Here is a 24,027-nt window from a genome sequence, read left to right as displayed (position 1 = left end):
AAACCTTGACCTGCGCTGCGCTTTAACCTGCGCGGAAAATCAGATGGTCTTCCCAATCCTCTTCCGCCACGCTGCCTTCGGCGAGCATGCGCCCGGACTGGGAAATACGTTCGTGGTGCACCGCGTCGCGATCACCGCACACCAGGTGATGCCACAGCGGCAGGTCCTTGCCCTCGCTGACCAGGCGATAGCCACAGGTCGGTGGCAGCCATTTGAACTCGTCGGCCTTGCCTGGTGTGAGCTGGATGCAATCCGGCACCGAGGCGCGACGGTTGGGGTAATCGCTGCACTGGCAGGTATTCAGGTCCAGCAGTTTGCAGGCGATGCGCGTGTAATAGACGCTGTTGTCGTCTTCGTCCTCGAGCTTTTGCAGGCAGCACAGGCCACAGCCGTCGCACAGCGATTCCCATTCCTGCTGATCAAGTTGATCGAGGGTTTTGCGTATCCAGAACGGTTCTACTTTGGCGGCCATGGTTCGAGCATCGACATCAGGTGGTGAAAAGGCCGCCAGTCTAGTGCCCGTAGCCCCGCGGGCCAAGCATTGGCGACTGCCGGTAGAACACGCTTGTCAGTTATCGCGCCGCCAAGTAGGGTTTTGCGTCGCTCCCACTTTCAAACGTAGCCAGGAATCTCTTGATGAGTGCCAACCCACGCGTTGCCGATTATGTCATTCACCCTCAGTTCACCGATCGCTGGTCGCCCCGCGCCTTCACCGGCGAAAGCATTCCTGAAGAAACCCTGCTGAGCTTCTTCGAAGCCGCGCGCTGGGCACCGTCGGCGTACAACTCGCAGCCTTGGCGGTTTCTCTATGCGCGTCGCGATACGCCGAACTGGGAGCGTTACCTGGGCCTGCTGAATGAATTCAACCGCAGCTGGGCGCAACACGCCTCGGCACTGGTGATCGTGATCTCGAAAACCACCTTCACCGCGCCTGGCGCCAGCGAAGAGACCCCGGCGCTGTGGCACACCTTCGACACCGGTTCCGCCTGGGGCCACCTGGCGCTGCAAGCCAGCATCAGCGGCTGGCACACCCACGGCATGGCCGGTTTCGATCAGGAACTGACCCGCAAGGAGCTGAACATTCCTGAAGGCTACGCCCTGCATGCGGCCGTGGCAGTGGGCAAATTGGGGGATAAAGCGACGCTGGCGGATTACCTGCAGGCGCGTGAAGAGCCGAGCCCGCGGCGTCCGCTGAGCGAGTTGGCGGCTGAAGGCGACTTCACCCTCTAAGCCACAACGCATATCTACTGTAGGAGCCGAGCTTGCTCGCGATAGCGGTGTCACAGTCAACGATGATGTTGAATGTGATGGCCTCTTCGCGAGCAAGCTCGGCTCCTACAGGTTTAGCGTCAACTCAGTAGCCGCGATTGAAATCCACTTCCCCGCGCAACGCTTCACCCGCCTGATACGCCCGCAGGTTCGCGACAAACAGCTCTACCATCAACGACGGCGACGTCGGTGCCGAGCTGTGGCCCGTCAGCAGCAGGCCGAAGGCCGTCCAGAACGGATGCCGTTGCGGCAGCGGCTCCTGGCGACAGACGTCGATCACGGCGCCCACCAGATGGCCTTCCTTCAAGGCTTCCACCAGATCCGCATCCACCACCGCCACACCGCGCCCGACGTTGATGAACAAGCCGCTAGGCTTGAACTGCTTGAACAGCGCCGCATCGTAGATATCGTGGGTGTTCGGTGTATTTGGCAGCAGGTTGACCACATAATCCACTTCACCGACCAAGCGTGGCAGATCCGCCAGCGAACCGACTTCGATAAAGGGGGCCTGCTCACGGGCCTCACTGGCGATGCCATACAACTGCACACCAAAAGGCACGAGGAACTGCGCCACCGTCTGCCCGATATCACCGGTGCCGACGATCAATACCTTGCGCCCCGCCAGGCTCTGGCCATGACGACTGTCCCATTTGCGCTCGACCTGGCTGACCAGCCGCGCCAGCACTTCACGTTCGTGGCCGAGCATGTAGGTGAGCACGTATTCGGCCATGACCTGACCGAAAATCCCCACCGCGCGGGTCAGGCGATAGTGCCGAGGCAAGCCGTCGGCCAGCAGCGGCGTGATGCCCGCCCAGGTCGACTGCAGCCATTGCGGCTGATGGCCCTGACGCAGCAGGGTCGCCAGCAAGTCGGGCTGGCCGAGCCAGACCGGGCAATCGGCCGCCAGGCGTGCCAGTTCGGCGGAATCGCCGCTGGTCAGTACTTCCACATCAGGCGCCGTCTCTTGCAACAGTCGGGCGTACACCGGGTGGTCGTGTTCAGCAATCAGGACGCGCATGCTTCAAACCTTTCGAAAAACAGTGCAGACGGCCGCCGACAGAGTCCTGCTCCGTCCGTGCGGCCATCGCCAAAATCATTCCAGTGTTGATCAAGGCTTCGAACCGAAGCCCGTCTATCGATCACATGGGATCGTTGCGTCGCAGCAATTCTTCCGGCAAGTGTTCGATGTATTCCTCTTCCGCCGGCGGCATTTGCAGGTGATAGCCCTGCTTTTCGAGGTTATCCAGCACGACGGTGATGTCCTCGCGCGACAATTTGCGCTCGGGGCTCAACACCAGGTCGAACGCGTGGATCGCTTTGCCGAAGGCGGCCATCAAGGGTTCCGGTACACGCTCCAGGGCATCGCTCTTGAGCACATAGAGGTACATCTCGTTTTTCTTCGAACTGCGGTAGATCGAGCAAATACGTTTCAAGGCTGTTCTCCGGCGGTGGCCAGGCTGTCGAGCAGCGCCTGGCCCATCAATTCGCGGCGCCAGCCACGCAATGAATCAGGCAATTGGTAGGGACCATTGGGGAAGCCGCTCTTGAGCAGCGCTTCCAGGGTTTTCTTGCGCAGCATCACCTCGGGCGCGATGTTCAGGCGTTCGCCCTCGGCCTGGCCGATGGCCTTGAGCCGCTTGAGCAGCGCGGCGGCGTCCACCGGCAACGGCTCAGGCACGGCGGGCGGCCATTGTTCCGGCGACACACTGCCAGAGCGCTTGATCAGATCAAGCAGAAACTCGCCGTCCTGACGCACGGTACGCGGGTGCATGTCTTCGATTTTCGCCAGTGCACCGAGGTTGTCCGGCTGGGTGCGCGCCAACGGCCACAGCGAATGCTCGCGGATGATGCGGTTGCGCGGCAGGTCGCGGGCACGCGCCTCCTGCTCGCGCCAGGCGCAGAGTTCACGCAATACGGCCAACTGCGCGCGGGACAGCTTCCAGGCCAGCTTGGCGTCGCGATAGACCTCGTACGGGTCGATCTCGCGGCGCAGGTTGGCCACCAGCTCCGCTCCGTCTTCCAGGACCCAGGCGTATTTGTCGTCCGAGAGTTGCGGGCGCAACTTGACGAAGACTTCCGCCAGGTGCACGGCGTCTTCGGCGGCATAGCTGATCTGGGTTTCGGAAAGCGGACGTTGCAGCCAGTCGGAACGGGTTTCGCCCTTGGGCAGGTCGATGCCCAGCACTTCCTGCACCAGCCGCGAATAGCCCATGGAGAAACCCAGGTTCAGGTAAGCGGCGGCCAGTTGGGTATCGAACAGCGGCGCCGGCAGGCTACCGGTCAGGCGCAGCAGGACTTCGAGGTCTTCGCTGCACGCATGGACAACCTTGACCACCGCCGGATTTTCCAGCAAGGCGGCCAATGGCTGCCAGTTGTCGATGGTCAGCGGATCGATCAGGTAGGCACGTTCGCCATCGCCGACCTGCAGCAGGCCTGCGATCGGATAGAAGGTGTCGACCCGCATGAATTCGGTGTCGAGGGCAACGAACGGCAGCTGCTGCCACTCGGTGCAAAACCGACCGAGGCTATCGTTGTCGCGAATCCAGTGAATATCGATGGCCACACGGCTCTCCCTTGAAGAATGGCGCGCAGTATATATCGCCCCCGACGATTTCCGCGCATTCACTGAACAAGAGCTTTAGCGAAAATGCCTTCCTGATCGTAAGAATAGTCCGGCAAACAAGGCCTAACCGACCTTTCCCAGCCATCTAAACTCTCACCCCTTGGCCAGCACGCCATCGATTGCGGCTCTGCGGCACCCGGCAAACATATCCAGGTCCTGGTTATAAACTTGGCTGTTGACCTCCAGCAGCCCCAGCATCGAATGGAACAGGTTGTCCTGGCTCAAAGGCTTTTCACGACTCAGTTGCAGGCAATGGGTGTCCACCGAGAACGACTTCTGATAGCTGTCGGAGAACCAGGCCAGCATCGCCACATGTTTCTGTTGATCCGGTGCCAGCATGTAAGGCGTGCCATGCAGGAACAGGTTGTATTCGCCCAGGGATTCGCCGTGGTCCGACAGATAAAGCATCGCGGTATCGACTTTGTCCTGGTTGCTGCGCAGCAGATCGATCAGGGTCGACAACACATGGTCGGTGTACACCAAGGTGTTGTCGTAGCCGTTGATGATGCTTTCGCGGCTGCAATTGTTCAGTGCATTGCTCTTGCAGACCGGGGTAAAGCGCTCGAATTCCTTTGGATAACGTTTGTAGTACTCCGGACCGTGACTGCCCATCTGGTGCAGTACCAACACCGTGTCTTTATCCAGGGTATCGATGAAATGTTGCAGGCCTTGCAGGAGGATTTCATCGCGGCATTCACTGTTGGCGCACAACACCGGATCTTTCAGGTTGCTGAGGTCGTCGAGGGTGACCCGATCGCAGGTCCCCTTGCAGCCAGACTGGTTGTCACGCCAGATCACGTCGAGACCGGCACGCTTGAGCACATCCAGCAGGCCTTCTTCGTTCCTGGCCTTGCTCGCGTTGTAATCCTTGCGCCCCATGTTGGAGAACATGCAGGGCACCGACACCGCTGTTTCAGTGCCGCAGGATTTCACGTCGGTAAAGGCGATGAGCCCGGTTTCCTTATCCAGTTTCGGCGTGGTATCGCGGTTGTAGCCGAGAATACCGAAGTTCTCTGCCCGGGCACTCTCCCCCACCACCAGGACCGTCAGCGACTTGCGACCATGGGTTTGCCAGGCAGAATCGCGCCGGGCATCTTCACCGACTTTGACAAAGGGCTGGCGTGCCGAGGCGACCTGCTCGCGCAAGTAACCGGCGGAGGCACCAATATAGTTGCTCGGAACCACCATCAGGCGCAGTTCGTGGTGATTGCGAAACAATGAAGACAGGCCTTGATAGTTAACCAGTGCAACACCGCCAATGAGCGCCGCCGAGGCAACAGTCACCAGTGCCTTGCTTAATAACTCCCGATGCCAGCGGCGGTAATTAACCGGCGTTTTCCACAACAACCAGGACGGCAGCACACCAAGAAAAACAATATAAGCCAGCAACTTCAAAGACAATAAGTCGCGCACTTCCGTGGCATTGGTTTGAGCGAAGTTGCGCAACATGCCCACGTCGATCAGGACACCGTATTGACCCATGAAATAAGCGACGCCGGCACTGATCATGAACAGCAGGGTAAGCAGGGCTTTGAGCACCGGCCGGAAAGCCAGCAAGGTCAGGACAATGTTGAAGGCCGCGAGAATCATCGCCCCGAACGCCACGCGCAGGACGATGCCTTTACCGTCAGCCGCGGTGATATCGAAAAGGTGCTGCCACAGCACAAAATTGCAGGCAGTCAATAAAAAGGCACTGGCAATCAGTGTCACCCACTCCGGGCGCACGGCTTTAATCTTCAACATGATTTTCGGCTGTTCCTGAAAAGAAGCGCCGTCAACAAATGTGAAAATTTCATTTATCGCGGCGACACTAACTGTAGGTAGCCGACCATCAATTTTTCGTGAAAAAGAAGCCAACGATTAGTTGCCTCTACTACACTCGATGAAACTTTCCGCTTATTTGAGAATGGTTCAGTTCCGGTTCAGCAAGAGCCAAGGTCCGAACATCTGAAGAGGTCTCATCGCAGCAGTATTTAATTTCCCGATACGGCCCGGGATTTTCTGATTTGCCGCCTGCGAACCACTCGCGCCTAATCGGCCCCTGATTCATCAAGGTCCGATCATGGAAAATATTCGCGCTACCTCCCGCCCTGCCCTGTGGTTGATGTTCAGCATTGTTTTGGTCGCCCTGAATCTGCGGCCCTCCATGGCTGCAGTCGGTCCTTTGCTGTCGGCGATTCGCGGCGACATCCCGCTCAGTTTCAGTCTCGCCTCGCTGCTGACCCTGCTGCCGGTCATGACCATGGGGCTGGCGATGCTCTTTGGACTGGCGATCAGCCAACGCCTTGGCGAGCGCCGCACGGTGGTGCTGTCGCTGCTGGTCATCGGCCTGGCCACTGCATCGCGATTGTTCCTCGATTCGGCGCTGGAACTGATCCTCAGTGCCGTATTGGCCGGCATCGGCATCGCACTGATCCAGGCGCTGATGCCGACGCTGATCAAATCCCGATTCAGCGACAACGTGGCCTTGTGCATGGGGCTCTATGTCACCTCGATCATGGGTGGTGCCGCCATTGCCGCCTCTTTCTCCCCCCTGGTGATGCTCCACACAGGCAGTTGGCGCATGGGCCTGGCCATCTGGGCGGTGCTGGCCGTGCTCGCGCTGCTGTTCTGGTGCAATCAACGCGTGGGGGCACCGACGCCGGGTTCAACCAGCCACCGCTCCTTCTTCAGCCATCCTCGCGCCTGGTTGCTCGCGGCGTTTTTCGGCCTGGGCACGGCGTCCTACACCTGCGTGCTGGCCTGGTTGGCGCCGTACTACGTGGAAAAGGGCTGGAGCGAACAGGATGCCGGATTGTTGCTTGGCTTCCTGACCGCCATGGAGGTGTTGTCCGGCCTGCTGGTTCCGGCCATCGCCAACCAGAGCCGTGATCGACGCCCGGTGCTGGTGGTGTTGCTGGCGCTGATCATGGTCGGTTTTTGCGGGTTGATTCTCAGCCCGGGAAACCTCGGCCTCCTGTGGCCGTGCCTGTTGGGGCTGGGAATCGGCGGGCTGTTCCCGATGAGCCTGATCGTGTCGCTGGATCACCTGGACGAGCCTCGGCAAGCGGGTGGCCTTACGGCCTTCGTGCAAGGCATCGGCTATCTGATCGCAGGTCTCTCGCCGCTGGTGGCCGGGATGATCCGTGACCGGCTCGGCAGTTTCGAATGGGCCTGGTGGTCACTCACCGGGGTCATGGCGCTGATGATCCTGATGGCCTTGCGCTTCGATCCACGGCATTACGCCAGGCACATGCACTGACTCCGAATGCTTGCAGTACATTCTCCTGTTGCCTTCATTGCGCTAGGATCATTCGCTCAAGTTTGCACATGAGCCAGAAAGGATGCTGAACAGCAACGTGCTACGAAAGCTCGACATGCAGGACTTGATGGTGTTCGTCGCCGTGTTTGAGCAAAACAGCGTCTCCGGCGTTTCCGAGACGCTGTGCGTCAGCCAGTCCACCGTGAGCTACTGCCTGAAAAAACTGCGCGCAGTGTTTGACGACGAATTGTTCATCAATACCCGCACCGGGATGCGCCCCACCTACAAGGCCGACGGCATGTACCCCCACGTGCTGAAGATCCTCGACAGCATCAACCTGTGCCACGCCAGTGCCTCAAAGTTCGACCCCACCCAACAACCAACGGTTTTCAACCTCTGCGCTCCGGAATACTTCGAGCAACTGGTGCTGCCGCGCCTGTTGAAGCGCTTCGCGTGCGCCGAGCTTGCGGTGGTGGTCAATGTGCATAAGCTCGAGACCGACATCCCGGCCCAGGCACTGCGTGATGGCAGCCTGGATCTGGCGATAGGTTTCGGTCCGGACTTTCATCGAAGCCACGCCGACTTCAAGGTGCGCACACTGCTGGAAGACGATTTCGTCTGCGTCTTCGACAAAGGCGCCACCCCGTCGCAACCACGCCTGAGCCTGCAAACCTTCATCGAGCGCCGTCATGTGTTCCCGACGCCCTGGACCTCCACCAGCAACATGGTCGACGGCTGGTTGGCGCAACAAACCCGCCAACGCCAGATCGTCGCACGGGCCAACAGCTACGGCGCAGCCCTGAAGATGATCAGCGGCACCGACTTCATCCTCACCCTGCCCCGGCGCATCCAGCAATTGCTGGCCGATGACACCGTCTTCGAGCGCCGTGAAGCGCCCAATGGCCTGCCGGGTTTCACCCTCGACATGCAGTGGAGCCAGGGCGCCGATCAGGACAGCGCGAACATCTGGTTACGTGAGCAAGTGATCGCGGCCTGCGCCGAACTGGATAAAGCTCCGACGTACCCAGCAACGGCTGATTACCGTGGCGTCCCCTCTAAGCGGCGACACAGATAGGCTTGGGTTTGATACGGAAACTCAATGACTTCACGCCCACGAAGGGACGGATGAGTTTCGATCAGCCTCTGCAACTGTTCAGAAACTTTCGCCTTTTCGGCAGGAGGTAGTGCAGCAATAAAACTCACTGACAGAAAGCGGTCCATGATGACTTCCTTGGCGCTACCCGTATGGGTGTAGGGGAAGCAGGTAAATTCGGGTTCAGAAAAGTAGCGCCCCGTGAATGGCAACTTCCAATTCCCGGTATGAAAGCGTGGGGTATCGCCTTCGTACGGCGTAATGATGTCAGTGATGGCTGCAACCCAGTCCACCGACTCATCGCGCACGTTCCAGATCAATCCCAGCCGACCGTTTGGTCTAAGCACTCGGTGAATCTCGGCAAGGGACGTTTCATGTGCAAACCAGTGGAAGGCCTGAGCGCATATCAGTGCTTGCGCTGCTCCGGAGTTGAGCGGCATAGATTCCGCCGTTCCCTCCAGAATCGTGATGTGCGGTAGATTCCTGGCAAACTCGGATCGCATAGCTTCTATGGGCTCAACCGCTACAACATTGATCTCCATTGAGCTCAGTAATTGAGTAAATTTACCGGTGCCGGCTCCTAAATCAACAACCGTCGATCCCGGATGAATTTCAAGCGCTTCTCTAAGCCAGGCATCCAGTTCGCCTGGATAGCCAGGGCGACCCTTGGCATAGGTTCCAGCTTGCGCTGAGTAGCCTAACTGAGCAACTTTCTGAATACCTGCCATGAGTCCTGCCCCGCTTTTCGTTAAGAGACACCCGGTCAATCTAGCCAGTGACGCGATACAGCTCAGGGACCAACAGATGTCTTCGAATAAGATTCCCGATCGATGTCGAGAATCTCCACGCACAACTGCACCTCCACCCCCGTCGGCCATTCGCACAGATCCTTGACCACGGCCAGCAGGCTGTCGGACAGCTGCTTCTTGATCTCGGCGGAGCGACCGCTCAGCACGGCCAGTTTCACATGCACAAACGCCCGCTCGGCCAATGCCGTGCCGACCTTGAACGTCTGGAGCTTCACCGCGCGACTCTTGATGTCGAATTCGGCACCGAATTGACCGGAGCCCACCAGCACATTGTTCATACGCATCAACGCCACGTCAGCGTTCAGATCAGGCAGGTTGGCGGTGTATTCCAGGTGCAGGTGAGGCATGGCGTAACTCCTGTAGGTTGGTGGAAACGTTCATACGTATAACATGGCGCTGTGTTGCTCACTGGGGCAGCGACAACAGATTTCGCTCGCCCATGAACGCTTCGAGTCGTGAGCGCAACCAGCGCTCGGCAGGGTCGCTGTCGACATGGCTGAGCCAGACCATGGACAACTCGAGGGTCGGCGTACTGAACGGAAACGGTTCCATGAACACCTGACCGGACGCCGCCATGGCCTCTGCCGTGTAATCCGGCAGGCTGGCAATCAGGTCGGTCCCGGCGAGCAAGGCTGGCAACGAACTGTATTGCGGCACCGAGAGCACCACCTGGCGCGTGCGGCCGATTGCTGACAGCCACTCGTCAGCGAAACCACTGACGTTGGCGATATGCGACACCAACACATGGGGGCGCGAGCAGTACTCATCGAGCGTCAGCGGTGTATCGCTGGCATCGGCGCGTAAAACGCTGGGACGGATGTGCCGCAACAACTTGCGCTTGGCGTTGGCTGGCAGGCCGCGGGTCTGGGTGACGCCAACCGTGATGTCGCCAGACGCCAGCAAGTCGGGAATGCGCCAGTAGTCGACATTCTGCACCACGAACACCACCTTCGGCGCTTCCTGGCGCAACGCCCGCAGCAACGGCGGCAACAGGCCGAACTCGACATCGTCCGACATCCCGATGCGAAAGGTCATGGTGCTGCTGCTCGGGTCGAAATCATGGGTCAGGCTCAACGCCACCGACAACGAATCCAGCGCCGGCGACAGATGCCGAAAGATCTCTTCAGCCCGCGCCGTCGGCTCCATGCGATGCCCGACGCGGATGAACAACGGGTCGTTGAACATGGTACGCAAGCGATTGAGCGCCGAACTGATGGTCGGCTGACCAAGAAACAGCTTCTTCGCCACCTTGGTGACATTGCGTTCGAGCATCAGCGTTTCAAACACCACCATCAGGTTGATGTCGGCCTTGCGTAGTTCGTTGCGATTCATCCATTGACCCCGCGCTGTAAAACTATCGACAGTTTAGGGAGATGTAACAATCGGCGTCTATGCGACTGAACGAATGCCTCAAGTGATTTGTGTTTAATGCCAACAGGCTCACGCGACGGGTCCTACAGCCCCTTCCTGATTTCGTCGCACCCCTGGCGGTACAGCCTCGCGCCCCTAAGCTCAGGGGGCTTCGGGCAAAACCGGCCCGTACCTATAACCTTCGAACACAACAGGAGAGTTTCAATGGCTAGAGACAAAGCGAAAGACGACAAGCACTTCAACTGCACCCAAGCGCATGAAGCCGACTACGTCGCCGGGCTTTATCCTCACGCCAGGGACGAAGTGAAAAACTTCCTGGCATCGGCCTGCCAGGACAAATCCCTGCACAACTCAACCCACAAGGACGTCTACGACTTGATCAAGAGAAAACTGGGCCACTCGCAGCCGTAAGACTGCCCGGGCAACAGGAAGCTGCTCTTGACGAGCAGCTTCACCGACTTGCTCGATCAATTCAGCTTTTAACGCAATGCTCCATACCGTGACCGCCGCCACTGTATTCAGGACCATAATAATACTTGGTGAACGACACTTTCCCCTCCGGCGTTGAAACAACCTGTGCAACACCGACTCCATAATCCTTCAATGACGGATCGGTATGCGCAAAATAAATGGCCAGCGAGTCGGACGTGCCGGCAGCGAATCCGTCATACCTGGACTTGTCCTCCAGCGTCAGTACAAAGTTATAAGCGCCATACTTCCCGGTACTCTGTTCGGCATTGAGCGTCATGTCGACCACCCCTTTAAATCCCCCAATATGGCTGTCCTTGCCAATACATTCATAGCGCCCACTATAGTCGGTACCGGTAAAGGCCGCAGGGGCCTGGGCAGCCCACGCGGGAACGGAAACAACCAGGATGGCAGCGGCAATGCTCCTGAGCATATTTGACCTCTTTGTAATTGTAGGAAATCATTAGGTATTGCGTAGGAATATTCTGCAGCTTTGTGCGCAATAATCTCCTCATCGCCCACTACCATCAATTATAAATCCTGCTCTCAAAGTTTACTGGAGACATTTGAAACAGGGTCTTTCGCAAAAACAATTAACATCAACTTCCCCGCCCTGCGAACATAGAAGCCAAACATCGCGATACAGTCCAACGGGTGATAAACAAACACAGTTATTCCACAATCCGCTACGTCATCCCACGCGGATGACGGGAACACACACACCTATTTCAATTATCGCAAGGAAGCAATTCATGACCATGGATTTGAAACAACACCTGGACACTGCCAATCAGTACATCGGCCGGCAATACACCGAGGAGCTACGCGAAGAACTCGCCAACAAGACCGGCCTGGCAGTACGACCGCGGGGCAACGGGTTCATCATGACCAAGGACTACAACCCTGCACGGATCAACCTGCTGGTCGAGAACGAAATCATCACCCATGCCACCATGGGTAACTGATTCGCCCTGCGCACCCCGTGCGAATAAAAACCTGACAGTTTTTTGCGCAAACAAAAAAGCCCCGTAACTTTTCAGCTACGGGGCTTTTTCCATGTAATGGCGGAGAGATAGGGATTCGAACCCTAGGTACCGGTGAAGGTACAACGGATTTCGAATCCGTCCCATTCGGCCACTCTGGCATCTCTCCAACGGCGCGCATCATAACAACACTTTTGCCGAAAGCAAACCCTCTTTCGAAAATTTTTTCTGTGCTATCAGATGCTTGCGTCGATTAAAGCGGTACACCCAGACGATTGGCGACTTCTTCGTAGGCTTCGATGACGTCACCGAGGCCCTGGCGGAAGCGGTCCTTGTCCATTTTCTTCTTGGTGGCCTTGTCCCACAGGCGGCAGCCGTCCGGGCTGAATTCGTCGCCCAGGACGATGGAGCCGTCGTGGAACACGCCGAATTCCAGTTTGAAGTCGACCAGCAGCAGGCCGGCGTCGTCGAACAGTTTGCTCAGGACTTCGTTGACCTTGAGCGACAGTTCCTTCATGCGCGCCAGTTGCTCGGCAGTGCCCCAACCGAAGGCCACGACGTGGGATTCGTTGATGAACGGGTCGCCCTTGGCGTCGTCCTTCAGGAACAGTTCGAAGGTGTAAGGGTTGAGCTTCATGCCTTCTTCAACGCCCAGGCGCTTGACCAGGCTGCCGGCGGCGTAGTTACGCACGACGCACTCGACCGGGATCATGTCGAGCTTCTTCACCAGGCATTCGTTGTCGCCCAGCAGTTTGTCGAATTGGGTCGGTACGCCGGCTTCTTCGAGTTTCTGCATGATGAAGGCGTTGAACTTGTTGTTCACCATGCCTTTGCGGTCGAGCTGTTCGATGCGCTTGCCGTCGAACGCCGAAGTGTCGTTGCGAAACAGCAGGATCAAGCGGTTGGCGTCGTCGGTCTTGTAAACCGATTTGGCTTTGCCGCGGTAGAGTTCTTCACGTTTTTCCATGATGGGCTCCGCTTGCTAAGTAGGTGGGCTAGGCGATGTGTCGCCAGTCGAGCCCTGAATCTTGATCGGCCAGTTGCAGCCAGTCCGGGTCGCACCCGAGGGTGTCGACAAAACATTGCCGGGCCAGCCGCGGCAGGTTGTTCTTGCTGCTCAGATGGGCCAGGACCAGGTGTTGCAGGTCTTTCCAGCCCAACTCGGACACCAGGAATGCCGCCTGATGGTTGTTCAAATGTCCCAGCTCACCGCCCACCCGCTGCTTGAGAAAGTAGGGGTAATGACCGCGAGCCAGCATGTCCCGGCAATGGTTGGCCTCGATCATCAATGCATCGAGGTCGCGATAGCCTTCCAGCACCTTGTCGCAATACGAGCCCAGGTCGGTCAACAGGCCGAAGCGCCGCTCACCGTCACTGAACACGTATTGCGTCGGCTCCTGCGCATCGTGGGCCACGGCAATGACACCAATGCTCAGGTTGCCGATCTGCAGTTGTTCGCCACCGGCCAGGAAGCCCGCGGGTTCGACCGGTTTGCGCATCCCGCGCAGGGTGCCGCGACTGAGGTAGACAGGCAGATTGTAGCGCCGAGACAGCAAACCCACGCCATGCACGTGGTCGGCATGTTCGTGGGTCACGAGTATCGCGCTCAGCTGCGCAGGGTTCACACCCAGGCGCAGCAAGCGTTTTTCGGTTTCCCGCAGGGAGAAACCACAATCCACCAGCACGTACGTATCAGCGCTGGCTATCAGCGTGCCATTCCCTTGGCTACCGCTGCCGAGAACGGCAAAACGCATGTGATCAGCCCAGATTGTCCTGAATCACGCTCAACACTTTGCGCGCCACGTCAGCCGGCGCCACGGTGTTGATGTTTTTCTCGACGGTGACCTGGACGCTTTCGCCGACCTTGCTCAGGCGAACCTGATAACGCTCGGCACGGGACTCGACTTCTTCCTTGCTCGGCGCACTGCCGAACAGGCTGCTGAAGAACCCGGGCTTGTCGTCTTTTTTCTCGGCTTTTTCAGCGAGGTTGATGTAGTACAGGCCCAGGCTGCGGTTGATGTCTTCAACACGCCATTCGCCCTGCTCCAGCGCACGGCCGACGCTCGACCAGGCACGATCCAGGTCGGTGCCGACGTTCAGCACCGGGTTGCCGCTGCCGTCTTCGCTCAGGCTGATGCGGCTTGGCGCGTCGAAATCGCGAGAAGCCAGCATGGAGACCGAACCGCCCTTCTCGGAGATGCGGCTCATGCTCGCCAGCATGTCGTCGACCAGTGCCGCGTCCAGGCCAGTGTTGACCGAACGGTTGGTGAAAGCGACGTCGGCCGTGCTGCCGGCAGGACGCTCGGCGGTGACCACGTAGATCTCACTGGTATTGCGCTGCACACCCGGCTCGATACGTACCCGGGCACGGATTTCGCTGTCAGAGGCGACGCCGGCTGCGCTCAGGCGCTTGGCCATGGCTGCGGACAGTTCGTCGGAACGCTGCCAGGTGGTGGTGAATTCGCCAGTCTGAGGGCGCTGTTCGTCCAGGCGGAAACCGTTGTCCTGGAAGAACTGTACGGCCACGGGCCAGGCTTCCGCAGGCGGGTTCTGCGCCAGGATCGAACGCGTATCGCCGCTCTTCTGCAGCGAGTAGGCACTGGCGTCGGCGGCAGCGGTCAATGGCTGCGGACGAGGCACGATGTATTCGCCCTTGGCGGTGTCATCGGCGACGTTGCGCGGAATCGGCAACAGCGGATCCAGACGCTTGGCGGTGGTGATATCCGGTGGCAGTTGCATCGGTGCGGTCTGTTGCGCTTCCAGGTAGTCGCTACCACGGTCACGGAAATAACCATCCGGGCCCCACAGCCATCCACAGCCACTGGTGCTGGAGATGATCAAGGCAAGCGCGGAAAGTCCGGCCATTCGCTTCATGCGTTGTACTTCCTCAATTAAACCAGGACGCCGGACTGGCGCATGGCCTGCCGCAGCGGTTCGTGACATTCGGCGCTGAGCCAGGTGAGCGGCAGACGGATTCCGTCCGGCATCAGGCCCATCTCATGCAGCGCCCATTTCACGGGAATTGGATTGGACTCGATAAACAGGGTTTTATTGAGTGGCATCAGTTTTTGGTGAATGGCGCGCGCCTTCTCGGCTTCGCCGTTCAGCGCGGCAATGCACAGGTCGGCCATGTCACGCGGGGCGACGTTGGCGGTCACCGAAATATTGCCCTTGCCGCCCAGCAGGATCAGCTCGACCGCGGTGGCATCGTCACCGGAAATGACCAGGAAGTTGCTGTCGACGCCGTCGATGATGGCCTTGGCGCGCTGCAGGTCGCCCGTGGCTTCCTTGATCCCGATGATGTTCTTGACGCTCGACAGGCGGATCACGGTCTCGGCCAGCATGTCGCAGGCGGTGCGGCCTGGCACGTTGTAGAGGATCTGCGGGATATCGACGGCTTCGGCGATCGCCTTGAAGTGCTGGTACAGGCCTTCCTGGGTCGGCTTGTTGTAGTACGGTGTGACCAGCAGGCAAGCGTCGGCGCCGGCGGTCTTCGCATTGGTGGTCAGCTCGATCGCCTCGCGAGTCGAGTTGGCGCCGGTACCGGCGATGACCGGAATGCGACCGTTGACCTGCTTGACTACGCGACGGATCACTTCGATGTGTTCGCTCACATCAAGGGTGGCCGATTCACCTGTAGTGCCGACCGCCACGATGGCGTGGGTGCCGTTTTGCAGGTGAAAGTCCACCAGTTTGCTCAGGCTGTCCCAGTCGAGACGACCTTGTGCATCCATGGGTGTGACCAGTGCCACCATACTGCCCGCAATCATGCAACCGCTCCTGCCGGAAAAAGAGAGCCGTAATGGTACTGGCGCCAAGATGCTTGTACAAGCGAAGTACTGCGCTGCCGCCATTCCCCTTGGCGCCGCTTTTCGCTACCCTTCAGACTTTGATCGATACTGCTAAGCTCGTATTTCGGGTTTGCGCCTCCACTTTCGACATCCCAAGCCCCCGATCCAGGGTTGCCACCCCCGCTCCTGCTACTCTGGAGCCACGTTGCGACCTTGTGCCCGAAGCTTTGGGAGTTCGCATGCGCAGGCTCGCTCCCGGCAAAACCAGCCGATAGAAGTACCGACCGCTCATCGCTTTAGGAATGCTGCATGTCCACCCCCACAGTTCGCGAACAATTCCTTGTCATCAGTGCCCTCGGCGCCAACCCCATGGAGCTGACTAACGTCCTGTGCCGCGCCAGCCATGAAAATCGCTGCGCCGTGGTCACCTCCCGCCTGACGCGTCATGGCGAGTGCAGTGCGCTGGTCCTCGAAATCTCCGGCAGCTGGGACGCCCTGGCTCGCCTGGAGGGCAGCCTGCCGACCCTGGCAAAACGCCACGCCTTCACCGTCAACGTGGTGCGCAGCGCCGCCCTGGAGAACCGTCCCCAGGCCCTGCCCTACGTGGCCTATGTCAGCTCGGCCTACCGCTCGGACATCATCAACGAGCTGTGCCAGTTCTTCATGGACCACAACGTCGAACTGGAAAACCTGACCTGTGACACCTACCAGGCCCCGCAGACCGGCGGCACCATGCTCAATGCCACGTTTACCGTGACCTTGCCGGCCGGTGTGCAGATCAGTTGGTTGCGCGACCAGTTCCTGGACTTCGCCGACGCGCTGAACCTCGACGCCCTGATCGAACCGTGGCGTCCACAGAACCCAATGTAAGGAAGCATTCATGGCCGTTGCACTCGACCAACCGGTTGCCGACTTCGAAGCACCCGCCACCAGCGGGCAAACCGTGCGCCTCGCCGACCTCAAGGGCAAGCAGGTAGTCATCTACTTCTACCCCAAGGACAGCACACCGGGCTGCACCACCCAGGGCCAGGGTTTTCGCGACCAGCTGGACGCTTTCAAGGCGGCCAACACCGAAGTGTTCGGCGTGTCCCGCGACAGCCTCAAGTCTCACGAGAACTTCAAGGCCAAGCAGGCCTTCACCTTCGAGCTGATCAGCGACAAGGAAGAAGCGCTCTGCCAGCTGTTTGATGTGATCAAGCTGAAAAAGCTCTATGGCAAGGAATACATGGGCGTGGATCGCAGCACGTTCCTCATCGACAAGGACGGTGTGTTGCGTCAGCAATGGCGCGGCGTGAAGGTGCCGGGGCATGTGGATGCGGTTCTGGCGGCCGCCCAGACCCTTAACCAAGCCTGATTAATTGGGTGTCTGTTCTGACGCCTTCGCTGGCAAGCCAGCTCCTACAAGGTACGCGCGACCATTGTAGGAGCTGGCTTGCCAGCGAAGAGGCCCTCAGAGCCAGCATTCAAAGCAGCGGCGCCACCACCGGCTCTTTACGCGGCCAGGCATCCAGCACGGCCTTGAACAGCGTCGCCAGGGGAATCGCAAAGAACACTCCCCAGAAGCCCCACAACCCGCCAAACAACAACACCGCGCAGATGATCGCCACCGGATGCAGGTTCACCGCTTCCGAGAACAACAGTGGTACCAGCACGTTGCCGTCCAGGGTCTGGATGATCCCGTAGACCGCCATCAGATAGATGAACTGATCGCTCCAGCCCCACTGGAACAGCGCAATCAGGAACACCGGCACGGTCACCACCACCGCCCCGACGTAGGGCACGACCACCGAGATGCCCACCAGCAAGGCCAGCAGCGCCGCATAATTGAGTTCCAGGACGACAAAGGCGATGTAGGTCACCCCGCCGCAAATGAAAATCTCGATGACCTTGCCACGAATGTAGTTGGCGATCTGCCGGTTCATTTCATGGGCGACACGGGTGATCAGCGCCCGCTCACGGGGTAGGTAGCCGCGCACCCACTCGCCGATCATTTGCCGGTCCTTGAGAAAGAAGAACACCAGGATCGGCACCAGTACCAGGTAGATCATGATATTGACCAGCAGCGGCAGGCTCGACAGCGAAAACGTCAGCGCCCATTGACCGAACTTGCCGATCTCGCCCCGCGCCACTTCAATGGCCTGCAGCACCTGCTCGTCGGACACCAGGTGCGGATAACGCTCCGGCAACAGCAGCAACAGGGTCTGCCACTTGGCGAGCATGCCGGGCAATTCGTTGAACAGGGTGATCAGCTGATGCCAGAGCAACGGCACCACGACCACCATGAACACCAGCAGCAGCCCCATGAACAGCGCGAAGACCAGCCCCACTGCGACGCCACCCGGCACCCGCAGGCGCTCCAGGCTCACCACCAGACCCTGCATCAGGTAGGCCAGCACCATCCCGGCCAACACCGGCGCCAGCATGCCGCCCAGGGTCAACACCGCGGTGAACGCCAGGAACAACAGGACCGCCAGTACCACGGCTTCTTCGTCGGAGAAGTAGCGCTGAATCCAGTCGCGCAACACTTTGAACATCAATAATCCTTAGTAACGAACGCAGCTGGTTTCAGGCTTTTTTCAACCAGTAACGGTAAATGCCCGCTTCATCTTCTTCACGCAGCAGCGTATGACCGGCCAATCGGGCAAAGGTGCGGAAATCACGCTGCGAGCCTGCATCGGTGGCGATGACCTTGAGCACCGTACCACTGGACATCTTATTGAGTTCCATCTTGGCCTTGAGCAACGGCAAGGGGCAATTGAGGCCACTGGCGTCCAGTTCAACGTCATGGGCTACAGCGTCGATCATTGCATCACTCCGGGTCAGGTGGCTGAGTTGCCTAGAATATCTGGTCGCAGGGCTGGTGTCCGGCTACAGTAAGCTCTTTGTCGACTAAGGCTTTGTGCATGACTTTTTTGCGCCCTACCCTGCTGACGCTCGCTTGCCTGCTTGCCTCACCGGGCTTCGCCGACGACCTGCCGTCACTCGGCGACGCCAGTTCTGCCATTGTCTCGCCGCAACAGGAGTATCAGTTGGGTCGCGCCTGGCTTGCCCTGTTGCGCAGCCAGGTAGCTCAGCTCAATGACCCGCAGCTCAAGGACTACGTCGAGTCCAGCGTCTACCGCCTGGTGGAGACCAGCCAGGTCAATGACCGGCGCCTGGAATTCATCCTGATCAACAGCCCGCAGCTCAACGCGTTCGCGGCGCCCGGCGGGATTGTCGGGGTCAACGGCGGCCTGTTCCTCAATGCGCAGACCGAAGGCGAGTATGCCTCGGTACTGGCCCACGAACTGGCTCACTTGTCGCAGCGCCACTTTGCCCGTGGCGTCGAGGCCCAGCAGCGCATGCAGGTACCGATGATGGCCGCGCTGCTGGCCGGTATCGTGATTGCCGCGGCAGGTGCCGGCGATGCCGGTATTGCGGCGATTGCAGGGACACAGGCGGCAGCCATCCAGGAACAACGGCGATTCTCGCGCCAGAACGAACAGGAAGCCGATCGCATCGGTATCCTCAATCTGGAAAAGGCAGGCTACGACCCCCGCTCCATGCCTACCATGTTCGAACGCCTGGGGCGTCAGTACCGCTTCGATGCCAAGCCGCCGGAATTCCTGCTGACTCACCCGGTGACCGAATCGCGTATCGCCGACACCCGCAACCGCGCCGAGCAGGCCCGGCAGGGCGGCATCGAAGACACCCTGCGTTATCAGTTGATTCGTGCCCGGGTCCAGCTGATCTATGAAGAAACCCCAGGCCTGGGCGCCAAGCGCTTCCGCGCCCTGCTGGATGAAAACCCGAAAAGCGATGTGGCGCGCTATGGTCTGGCGATCGCCCAGATCAAGGGCGGACAGCTGAACGAAGCACGGGAAAACCTCAAGCAGTTGCTGGCCAAGGCGCCGAACGAGATCATCTACAACCTCGCCCAGGTCGACTTGGACATCACCAACAATCGCCTGCCGGATGCACAGTCCAGGGTTGACCGCCTGCTGACGCAATACCCCGGCAACTATCCACTGAACCAGGTTCGCGTCGACCTGCTGCTGAAACAGAACCGCGCCGCCGATGCCGAAAAGGCCCTCGAAGGCCTGCTCAAATCGCGCCCGGACGATCCGGACGTGTGGTATCAGGTGGCCGAAACCCGCGGCCTGTCGGGCAACATCATCGGCCTGCACCAGGCGCGCGCCGAGTATTTCGCACTGGTGGGGGACTATCGCCAGGCCATCCAGCAACTGGATTTTGCCAAGCGCAAGGCCGGTAGCAATTTCCCGCTGTCGTCGCGAATCGATGCCCGCCAGCGCGAGCTGATGGAGCAGGAACGCATGATCAAGGACATGATGGGCTGACGTTTTCAGCGACAAAAAAAACCGCCTCATTCGAGGCGGTTTTTTTATTCAACCAACAGGCGGGTTATTCAGCCAGCTTGAAGGTGATGAAGCTCGCGCGGTTCTGGCGCAGTACACGCATCGATACCGAGCGATTCTTCGGCAAGGCCTTGGCAATGTCCGTGAACTCCTTGGCCGAACCGATCGCCTGATTGTTCAGGTGAGTGATGATATCGCCCGGCTGCAGGCCGATCATCGACGCAGGACCGTCCTGAACTTCCTTGATCAGCACGCCACCCTTGAGGTCGTAGGTTTTCTTCTGTTCGTCCGTCAGTTCGACTACCGAGACGCCAAGGCGGTTGCTGCTGCGCTCGATGCTCGACTGCGGCAGGTCATCAAGCTCCTTGCCTTCTTCCGGGATAGCGCCAACCGTCAGCTCGACGTTCTTGCGCTTGCCTTCGCGGATCACTTCCAGATTGGCCTTGGAGCCGGCCTTCAATGCGCCCACCAGGTGTGGCAGATCGGCGGACATGATGATCGGCTGACCGTTCATGGTCAGGATCACGTCGCCTACCAGCAGCCCGCCCTTGGCAGCCGGGCCGTCATCCTGGATCTGCGCGACCAGCGCACCGGCTGGTTTTTCCAGGCCGAACGATTCGGCCAGGTCCTTGTTCACTTCCTGGATCACTACGCCCAGCCAGCCACGGCTGACCTTGCCACCGCTTTTGAGCTGATTGGAAACGTCCATGGCCACGTCGATAGGGATCGCGAACGATACGCCCATGAAACCACCGGAACGGGTGTAGATCTGCGAGTTGATACCGACTACCTCACCGTTGAGGTTGAACAGCGGCCCACCCGAGTTACCCGGGTTGATCGGCACGTCGGTCTGGATGAACGGCACGTAGTTTTCATTCGGCAGGCTGCGACCGACGGCACTGACGATGCCCTGGGTCACGGTATGGTCAAAACCGAACGGCGAGCCGATGGCCACGACCCATTGCCCGGCTTTCAGATCCTGGGATTTGCCCAGCTTCAGGACCGGAAGATCCTTGCCTTCGATTTTCAGCAGCGCCACGTCGGAGCGCGGATCGGTGCCGATCAGCTTGGCCTTCATTTCACTGCGGTCGGACAGACGCACGAGGATTTCGTCGGCATCGGCGATCACATGATTGTTGGTCAGGATGTAGCCGTCAGGCGAAATGATGAAACCCGAACCCAGGGATTGCGCCTCGCGCTGGCGGTCGCCACGGGGGGATCGAGGTTGCTGTGGCGGCATGCCACGTTCGAAAAACTCGCGCAGCATCGGCGGCAAGCCTTCGAGGTCAGGCATCTGCTGGTTGACTCTGCGGTCAGGCAATTTTTGCGTGGTACTGATGTTTACCACCGCAGGCGATGCCTGTTCGACCAGTTGCGTGAAATCAGGCAATTCGACCGCCTGGACAGCGGCCGCCTGACCGAGCACCAGCACGGTGGCAAAAATGGAGAGGTAAGACTTCAAGCGTGGTATCGACATACGGCTCCCGTTACGACGAGCATGGTTAAGCGATATGGAGCAAGGAACACCGGGAAAGATACGCCGGTATTTTTGTTCCGGGAACAACAAACAAGGCCAGAGCCGAGGGGCTCTGACCTATAAAAAATATTGGGGGGATTTGCAAATTGAAATGCTCACTAAACATTTCGACTTCAAGTCACTGCTGGGTTGCAGTAGCGTCGGTGCGCATGGACAAGGCGATCCGTTCAGCGGTGCCGATCGGGATCTCACCCACCACAGTCACCATCATCTCGCCTTGCGGCGTGCTCAAGCGCCGGGAGACGGCGGCGGTTGGGCCCAGTTGCGTACGGGTGTCGGTGGTACCTGCACCGCTCAAGGGCTCGAGGAACACTGAAAAACGCGCCAGACCATCGTCATACAGCAGGCTGTTGACCTGGGCCTTGGTCTCTGGATCCTTGCGGGTCGTACTGCTGGTCAGCTCGAAACCCGGTGGCAACCAGTCCGAATGCCAGACCCGGGCGTCCTTGACCGCCGAAGCCTTGTCGCTGTCGAGCTTGACCGCCTTGCAGTCAGCGCCCGGTTGCAGGTCATTGTCGGTGGGAACCGTGGCGGGATCGAGTCGAGTGAACTGGAAGCGCTCGAGCAGACGGCCCTTGTCATCGATCAGCAATGACTTCAGGGGCAGGCCGGTTTCCTGATCAAGATGCAGTTCAAAACCGTAACGATGCTGGTCACGGGGTGTCAGGGAAACAATCACTGCCGGGCGACCGGCCACGCGCGACTTGCCGATGACAGCAAGGTCATACCAATTCTTGAGCTTTTGTGGATCGAGTGCACGAGCGGTGGAGTTGGAGGTATCCCCCAGCCCTGCCATCAGGTTGCCGCTGACGCATTGAGTATGCCCATCAATGCGTACAACCTCCTGAGCGGAGCCGTCGAGCTGGATCAAACGCTCGCGGACCTTGCCATCCTGGACGCGGTGCCAGATGTTGTGGGTAGAGAAACTACCGTTACGCTCGTAGACAAAAGTACCTTGGAAGCTTTGCTTCTGCTCGGCCTGGCCCAGACGGGTCAACCAGTCTTGAGCCTGATCGGCGTGGGCTGGAACAACGAACCAGCCACTGAGCAAAAGTGTAAGTAGAGGTATGGCGCGCATGATCCTCCTTAACGGTTTTCCAGGCTTGCTGCACGCGCGTAAGGCAGAGCGCTCTCGGTACCTTTCAGTGCAGCCTGTTGAGCATGTTGGCGCAAGTAGCCTGGCAAACGTTGATCGTTCCAGCCTGGCTGACCTTGCAACACACCATTGGCCATGGGACCAGTGGCTTCTGAACTCTCATTGTAGCCTGCCAGAACAGCCGGGCCCTTGACTTGTGGAACCGCCAGGCCAGGTTGGGTGGATTGCTGTGCCAGCTCGACGCCAGCGATCTCGTCCTGGTTGTACAGACGAACACCTGCCAGCACCGCCAGGGTTACCGATGCGGCAACGGCCAGTCGACCCAGGCTGCGCCATGGACCACGGGTGGCTTTTGCCGGTACGGCTTCGTCGGCCAATGCAGCAGAAACAGCCGCGGCAATGTCCAGGCGTGGAAGCAGCAGGTCCTTGTGCATCACTGCCCGAGCGATCTGATAACGAGCCCAGGTTTCACGGGTTTCAACATCGTCACAGGCACTGAGTACCCGACGCAATTCCAATTCGTCCGCTTCGTTATCCATCACTGCGGACAGCGATTCCTGCAGGGCTTCACGACTCATGGCGTTCCTCTCTTGGCTGTCGCCGCTGTCTTTAGTTTTCCTGCAACAAAGGCTGCAGGGCTTTATCGATGGCCTCCCGGGCGCGGAAGATCCGGGAGCGCACGGTACCCACCGGACATTGCATGACGCTCGCAATGTCCTCGTAACTCAGACCATCGAATTCACGTAAAGTTAAAGCCGTACGCAAATCTTCTGGCAGTTGCTGAATGGTTCGATGGACGGTGCCTTCGATCTCATCCCGCAGCAAAGCCCGTTCTGGCGACTCGAGATCCTTGAGGCCATGATCGCCATCGTAGAACTCTGCATCCTCGGAACTGACATCGCTATCCGGCGGCCGACGGCCGCGTGAAACCAGATAGTTCTTCGCCGTGTTGATGGCGATGCGGTAAAGCCACGTATAAAACGCGCTGTCTCCGCGAAAATTACCAAGTGCGCGGTAGGCCTTGATGAAGGCTTCCTGCGCTACATCCTGGGCTTCATGGGTGTCGTGCACGAAACGCACGATCAACCCGAGAATTTTGTGCTGATATTTCAGCACTAACAGATCGAATGCACGCTTGTCGCCGCGCTGAACGCGTTCGACCAGCTGCTGATCCTCTTCCTGGGTTAGCATGAACACTCCTCGATAAGCTTGGAGGAGGCTTGCATTACTAAACGACCGGGCTTGCAAACATAGACTCGGGCTTTTCGCAAAAGTTCTCCCCCTCCAGGCAAGTTTCCTGCGGGCTCTGATTCGGCACGCACGAAAAACGCAGCTCGAGATTCCCCGGCTGCGCGAATAATCTTGTCATCGGTCTGACCGCCAGGGATCCA

26 protein-coding genes, 1 tRNA gene and 1 pseudogene are annotated in these 24,027 nt (G+C 59.0%); 8 read left to right on the top strand and 20 right to left on the bottom strand.

Annotated features, from left to right (window positions below; genetic code table 11):
* Positions 1–22: 22 nt before the first annotated feature.
* Positions 23–472, bottom strand: a complete 450-nt coding sequence (locus SOP85_RS08700) for a YcgN family cysteine cluster protein (protein ID WP_323626702.1) — start codon at positions 470–472, stop codon at positions 23–25.
* A gap of 164 nt (positions 473–636) precedes the next feature.
* On the opposite strand from SOP85_RS08700, the gene SOP85_RS08695 reads away from it, so the two are divergent.
* Positions 637–1,230, top strand: coding sequence for a nitroreductase family protein (locus SOP85_RS08695; RefSeq protein WP_274073537.1), 594 nt, complete (start codon positions 637–639; stop codon positions 1,228–1,230).
* A gap of 124 nt (positions 1,231–1,354) precedes the next feature.
* On the opposite strand, the gene SOP85_RS08690 is transcribed toward SOP85_RS08695, so the two are convergent.
* The 4 genes from SOP85_RS08690 to SOP85_RS08675 all read right to left on the bottom strand — a co-directional run bounded on the left by SOP85_RS08690 (position 1,355) and on the right by SOP85_RS08675 (position 5,635).
* Positions 1,355–2,287: a D-2-hydroxyacid dehydrogenase gene (locus SOP85_RS08690; protein WP_274073536.1), complete on the bottom strand. Its 933-nt coding sequence runs from the start codon at positions 2,285–2,287 to the stop codon at positions 1,355–1,357.
* A 121-nt stretch (positions 2,288–2,408) separates the two neighbouring features.
* Positions 2,409–2,702 (bottom strand): YcgL domain-containing protein, encoded by a 294-nt coding sequence (locus SOP85_RS08685; RefSeq protein ID WP_274073535.1) that lies wholly within the window; start codon positions 2,700–2,702, stop codon positions 2,409–2,411.
* On the bottom strand, positions 2,699–3,832 hold the full coding sequence (gene rnd, locus SOP85_RS08680) for a ribonuclease D (RefSeq protein ID WP_274073534.1): 1,134 nt from the start codon (positions 3,830–3,832) through the stop codon (positions 2,699–2,701). Before rnd ends, SOP85_RS08685 begins: the two co-directional genes overlap by 4 nt.
* Positions 3,833–3,985: 153 nt before the next feature.
* Positions 3,986–5,635 carry a phosphoethanolamine transferase gene (locus tag SOP85_RS08675; RefSeq protein WP_323626701.1) on the bottom strand — a complete coding sequence of 550 codons (1,650 nt, stop codon included), beginning with the start codon at positions 5,633–5,635 and terminating at the stop codon, positions 3,986–3,988.
* A gap of 319 nt (positions 5,636–5,954) precedes the next feature.
* On the opposite strand from SOP85_RS08675, the gene SOP85_RS08670 reads away from it, so the two are divergent.
* Positions 5,955–7,133 (top strand): cyanate transporter, encoded by a 1,179-nt coding sequence (locus SOP85_RS08670; protein WP_323626699.1) that lies wholly within the window; start codon positions 5,955–5,957, stop codon positions 7,131–7,133.
* A gap of 82 nt (positions 7,134–7,215) precedes the next feature.
* Positions 7,216–8,148, top strand: a pseudogene (locus SOP85_RS08665) (LysR family transcriptional regulator); the annotation flags it as partial.
* Between the two features lie 23 nt (positions 8,149–8,171).
* On the opposite strand, the gene SOP85_RS08660 reads toward SOP85_RS08665, so the two are convergent.
* The 3 genes from SOP85_RS08660 to SOP85_RS08650 all read right to left on the bottom strand — a co-directional run bounded on the left by SOP85_RS08660 (position 8,172) and on the right by SOP85_RS08650 (position 10,367).
* Positions 8,172–8,954, bottom strand: a complete 783-nt coding sequence (locus SOP85_RS08660; protein ID WP_323626698.1) for a class I SAM-dependent methyltransferase — start codon at positions 8,952–8,954, stop codon at positions 8,172–8,174.
* 62 nt (positions 8,955–9,016) lie between these two features.
* Positions 9,017–9,382, bottom strand: a complete 366-nt coding sequence (locus SOP85_RS08655) for a 5-carboxymethyl-2-hydroxymuconate Delta-isomerase (RefSeq protein WP_323626697.1) — start codon at positions 9,380–9,382, stop codon at positions 9,017–9,019.
* A 58-nt stretch (positions 9,383–9,440) separates the two neighbouring features.
* Positions 9,441–10,367 (bottom strand): LysR family transcriptional regulator, encoded by a 927-nt coding sequence (locus SOP85_RS08650; RefSeq protein WP_323626696.1) that lies wholly within the window; start codon positions 10,365–10,367, stop codon positions 9,441–9,443.
* A 243-nt stretch (positions 10,368–10,610) separates the two neighbouring features.
* Between SOP85_RS08650 and SOP85_RS08645 the strand changes: the two genes are divergently transcribed.
* On the top strand, positions 10,611–10,817 hold the full coding sequence (locus SOP85_RS08645; RefSeq protein ID WP_274073528.1) for a hypothetical protein: 207 nt from the start codon (positions 10,611–10,613) through the stop codon (positions 10,815–10,817).
* Between the two features lie 61 nt (positions 10,818–10,878).
* Here the strand turns inward: SOP85_RS08645 and SOP85_RS08640 are convergent, their stop codons facing one another.
* Positions 10,879–11,307, bottom strand: a complete 429-nt coding sequence (locus SOP85_RS08640) for a hypothetical protein (protein WP_323626695.1) — start codon at positions 11,305–11,307, stop codon at positions 10,879–10,881.
* A 319-nt stretch (positions 11,308–11,626) separates the two neighbouring features.
* Here SOP85_RS08640 and SOP85_RS08635 point away from each other — a divergent pair, with 319 nt between their 5' ends.
* Positions 11,627–11,839: a hypothetical protein gene (locus tag SOP85_RS08635; RefSeq protein WP_274073526.1), complete on the top strand. Its 213-nt coding sequence runs from the start codon at positions 11,627–11,629 to the stop codon at positions 11,837–11,839.
* A gap of 97 nt (positions 11,840–11,936) precedes the next feature.
* Here SOP85_RS08635 and SOP85_RS08630 read toward each other — a convergent pair.
* The 5 genes from SOP85_RS08630 to dapA form a co-directional block, all read right to left on the bottom strand.
* Positions 11,937–12,026 (bottom strand) — tRNA-Ser (locus SOP85_RS08630).
* 84 nt (positions 12,027–12,110) lie between these two features.
* Positions 12,111–12,824 (bottom strand): phosphoribosylaminoimidazolesuccinocarboxamide synthase, encoded by a 714-nt coding sequence (gene purC / locus SOP85_RS08625; protein WP_274073525.1) that lies wholly within the window; start codon positions 12,822–12,824, stop codon positions 12,111–12,113.
* Positions 12,825–12,852: 28 nt separating this feature from the next.
* Positions 12,853–13,611 carry an MBL fold metallo-hydrolase gene (locus SOP85_RS08620; protein ID WP_274073524.1) on the bottom strand — a complete coding sequence of 253 codons (759 nt, stop codon included), beginning with the start codon at positions 13,609–13,611 and terminating at the stop codon, positions 12,853–12,855.
* A 4-nt stretch (positions 13,612–13,615) separates the two neighbouring features.
* Positions 13,616–14,731, bottom strand: coding sequence for an outer membrane protein assembly factor BamC (gene bamC / locus SOP85_RS08615; RefSeq protein WP_274073523.1), 1,116 nt, complete (start codon positions 14,729–14,731; stop codon positions 13,616–13,618).
* 17 nt (positions 14,732–14,748) lie between these two features.
* Positions 14,749–15,627 carry a 4-hydroxy-tetrahydrodipicolinate synthase gene (gene dapA / locus SOP85_RS08610; protein WP_110752523.1) on the bottom strand — a complete coding sequence of 293 codons (879 nt, stop codon included), beginning with the start codon at positions 15,625–15,627 and terminating at the stop codon, positions 14,749–14,751.
* Positions 15,628–15,957: 330 nt separating this feature from the next.
* On the opposite strand from dapA, the gene SOP85_RS08605 reads away from it, so the two are divergent.
* Complete coding sequence (locus SOP85_RS08605) at positions 15,958–16,518, top strand: glycine cleavage system protein R (RefSeq protein ID WP_008055980.1); 561 nt, start codon at positions 15,958–15,960, stop codon at positions 16,516–16,518.
* A gap of 10 nt (positions 16,519–16,528) precedes the next feature.
* Entirely contained in the window at positions 16,529–17,002 is a 474-nt protein-coding gene (locus SOP85_RS08600; RefSeq protein ID WP_274073522.1) for a peroxiredoxin, read from the top strand.
* Positions 17,003–17,111: 109 nt separating this feature from the next.
* On the opposite strand, the gene SOP85_RS08595 is transcribed toward SOP85_RS08600, so the two are convergent.
* Together SOP85_RS08595 and SOP85_RS08590 are read right to left on the bottom strand one after the other, a co-directional pair.
* Positions 17,112–18,182 carry an AI-2E family transporter gene (locus SOP85_RS08595; RefSeq protein ID WP_323626692.1) on the bottom strand — a complete coding sequence of 357 codons (1,071 nt, stop codon included), beginning with the start codon at positions 18,180–18,182 and terminating at the stop codon, positions 17,112–17,114.
* A 31-nt stretch (positions 18,183–18,213) separates the two neighbouring features.
* The gene (locus tag SOP85_RS08590; protein WP_274073520.1) at positions 18,214–18,453 is read right to left on the bottom strand and encodes a sulfurtransferase TusA family protein; all 240 of its coding nucleotides are present in this window, start codon (positions 18,451–18,453) and stop codon (positions 18,214–18,216) included.
* A gap of 98 nt (positions 18,454–18,551) precedes the next feature.
* On the opposite strand from SOP85_RS08590, the gene SOP85_RS08585 reads away from it, so the two are divergent.
* Complete coding sequence (locus SOP85_RS08585) at positions 18,552–19,985, top strand: M48 family metalloprotease (RefSeq protein WP_323626691.1); 1,434 nt, start codon at positions 18,552–18,554, stop codon at positions 19,983–19,985.
* Between the two features lie 64 nt (positions 19,986–20,049).
* On the opposite strand, the gene SOP85_RS08580 is transcribed toward SOP85_RS08585, so the two are convergent.
* The 4 genes from SOP85_RS08580 to rpoE all read right to left on the bottom strand — a co-directional run bounded on the left by SOP85_RS08580 (position 20,050) and on the right by rpoE (position 23,827).
* Entirely contained in the window at positions 20,050–21,480 is a 1,431-nt protein-coding gene (locus SOP85_RS08580; RefSeq protein ID WP_274073518.1) for a DegQ family serine endoprotease, read from the bottom strand.
* Between the two features lie 178 nt (positions 21,481–21,658).
* Positions 21,659–22,618, bottom strand: coding sequence for a MucB/RseB C-terminal domain-containing protein (locus SOP85_RS08575; protein WP_323626690.1), 960 nt, complete (start codon positions 22,616–22,618; stop codon positions 21,659–21,661).
* A gap of 8 nt (positions 22,619–22,626) precedes the next feature.
* Entirely contained in the window at positions 22,627–23,214 is a 588-nt protein-coding gene (locus SOP85_RS08570) for a sigma-E factor negative regulatory protein (protein ID WP_077184187.1), read from the bottom strand.
* A gap of 31 nt (positions 23,215–23,245) precedes the next feature.
* Positions 23,246–23,827, bottom strand: coding sequence for an RNA polymerase sigma factor RpoE (gene rpoE, locus SOP85_RS08565; protein WP_003172477.1), 582 nt, complete (start codon positions 23,825–23,827; stop codon positions 23,246–23,248).
* Between the last annotated feature and the right edge of the window lie 200 nt (positions 23,828–24,027).

This window comes from Pseudomonas sp. YuFO20, from assembly GCF_035064975.1.
Lineage (GTDB): Bacteria > Pseudomonadota > Gammaproteobacteria > Pseudomonadales > Pseudomonadaceae > Aquipseudomonas > Aquipseudomonas putida_AE.
Note: the sequence above shows the minus strand (reverse complement) of the source record. Positions and strands in the feature narration are given on the sequence as shown.

Bases quoted from the DNA above. Each gene is read 5' to 3' on its own strand.
- SOP85_RS08570 (WP_077184187.1), bottom strand. From the start codon at position 23,214: ATGAGTCGTGAAGCCCTGCAGGAATCGCTGTCCGCAGTGATGGATAAC.
- SOP85_RS08660 (WP_323626698.1), bottom strand. From the start codon at position 8,954: ATGGCAGGTATTCAGAAAGTTGCTCAGTTAGGCTACTCAGCGCAAGCT.
- SOP85_RS08690 (WP_274073536.1), bottom strand. From the start codon at position 2,287: ATGCGCGTCCTGATTGCTGAACACGACCACCCGGTGTACGCCCGACTG.
- SOP85_RS08600 (WP_274073522.1), top strand. From the start codon at position 16,529: ATGGCCGTTGCACTCGACCAACCGGTTGCCGACTTCGAAGCACCCGCC.
- SOP85_RS08650 (WP_323626696.1), bottom strand. From the start codon at position 10,367: ATGAATCGCAACGAACTACGCAAGGCCGACATCAACCTGATGGTGGTG.
- purC (WP_274073525.1), bottom strand. From the start codon at position 12,824: ATGGAAAAACGTGAAGAACTCTACCGCGGCAAAGCCAAATCGGTTTAC.
- SOP85_RS08620 (WP_274073524.1), bottom strand. From the start codon at position 13,611: ATGCGTTTTGCCGTTCTCGGCAGCGGTAGCCAAGGGAATGGCACGCTG.
- SOP85_RS08590 (WP_274073520.1), bottom strand. From the start codon at position 18,453: ATGATCGACGCTGTAGCCCATGACGTTGAACTGGACGCCAGTGGCCTC.
- SOP85_RS08675 (WP_323626701.1), bottom strand. From the start codon at position 5,635: ATGTTGAAGATTAAAGCCGTGCGCCCGGAGTGGGTGACACTGATTGCC.
- SOP85_RS08635 (WP_274073526.1), top strand. From the start codon at position 11,627: ATGACCATGGATTTGAAACAACACCTGGACACTGCCAATCAGTACATC.
- SOP85_RS08695 (WP_274073537.1), top strand. From the start codon at position 637: ATGAGTGCCAACCCACGCGTTGCCGATTATGTCATTCACCCTCAGTTC.
- SOP85_RS08655 (WP_323626697.1), bottom strand. From the start codon at position 9,382: ATGCCTCACCTGCACCTGGAATACACCGCCAACCTGCCTGATCTGAAC.
- SOP85_RS08700 (WP_323626702.1), bottom strand. From the start codon at position 472: ATGGCCGCCAAAGTAGAACCGTTCTGGATACGCAAAACCCTCGATCAA.
- SOP85_RS08645 (WP_274073528.1), top strand. From the start codon at position 10,611: ATGGCTAGAGACAAAGCGAAAGACGACAAGCACTTCAACTGCACCCAA.
- SOP85_RS08580 (WP_274073518.1), bottom strand. From the start codon at position 21,480: ATGTCGATACCACGCTTGAAGTCTTACCTCTCCATTTTTGCCACCGTG.
- SOP85_RS08585 (WP_323626691.1), top strand. From the start codon at position 18,552: ATGACTTTTTTGCGCCCTACCCTGCTGACGCTCGCTTGCCTGCTTGCC.
- SOP85_RS08575 (WP_323626690.1), bottom strand. From the start codon at position 22,618: ATGCGCGCCATACCTCTACTTACACTTTTGCTCAGTGGCTGGTTCGTT.
- SOP85_RS08595 (WP_323626692.1), bottom strand. From the start codon at position 18,182: ATGTTCAAAGTGTTGCGCGACTGGATTCAGCGCTACTTCTCCGACGAA.
- dapA (WP_110752523.1), bottom strand. From the start codon at position 15,627: ATGATTGCGGGCAGTATGGTGGCACTGGTCACACCCATGGATGCACAA.
- bamC (WP_274073523.1), bottom strand. From the start codon at position 14,731: ATGAAGCGAATGGCCGGACTTTCCGCGCTTGCCTTGATCATCTCCAGC.
- rpoE (WP_003172477.1), bottom strand. From the start codon at position 23,827: ATGCTAACCCAGGAAGAGGATCAGCAGCTGGTCGAACGCGTTCAGCGC.
- SOP85_RS08605 (WP_008055980.1), top strand. From the start codon at position 15,958: ATGTCCACCCCCACAGTTCGCGAACAATTCCTTGTCATCAGTGCCCTC.
- SOP85_RS08640 (WP_323626695.1), bottom strand. From the start codon at position 11,307: ATGCTCAGGAGCATTGCCGCTGCCATCCTGGTTGTTTCCGTTCCCGCG.
- SOP85_RS08670 (WP_323626699.1), top strand. From the start codon at position 5,955: ATGGAAAATATTCGCGCTACCTCCCGCCCTGCCCTGTGGTTGATGTTC.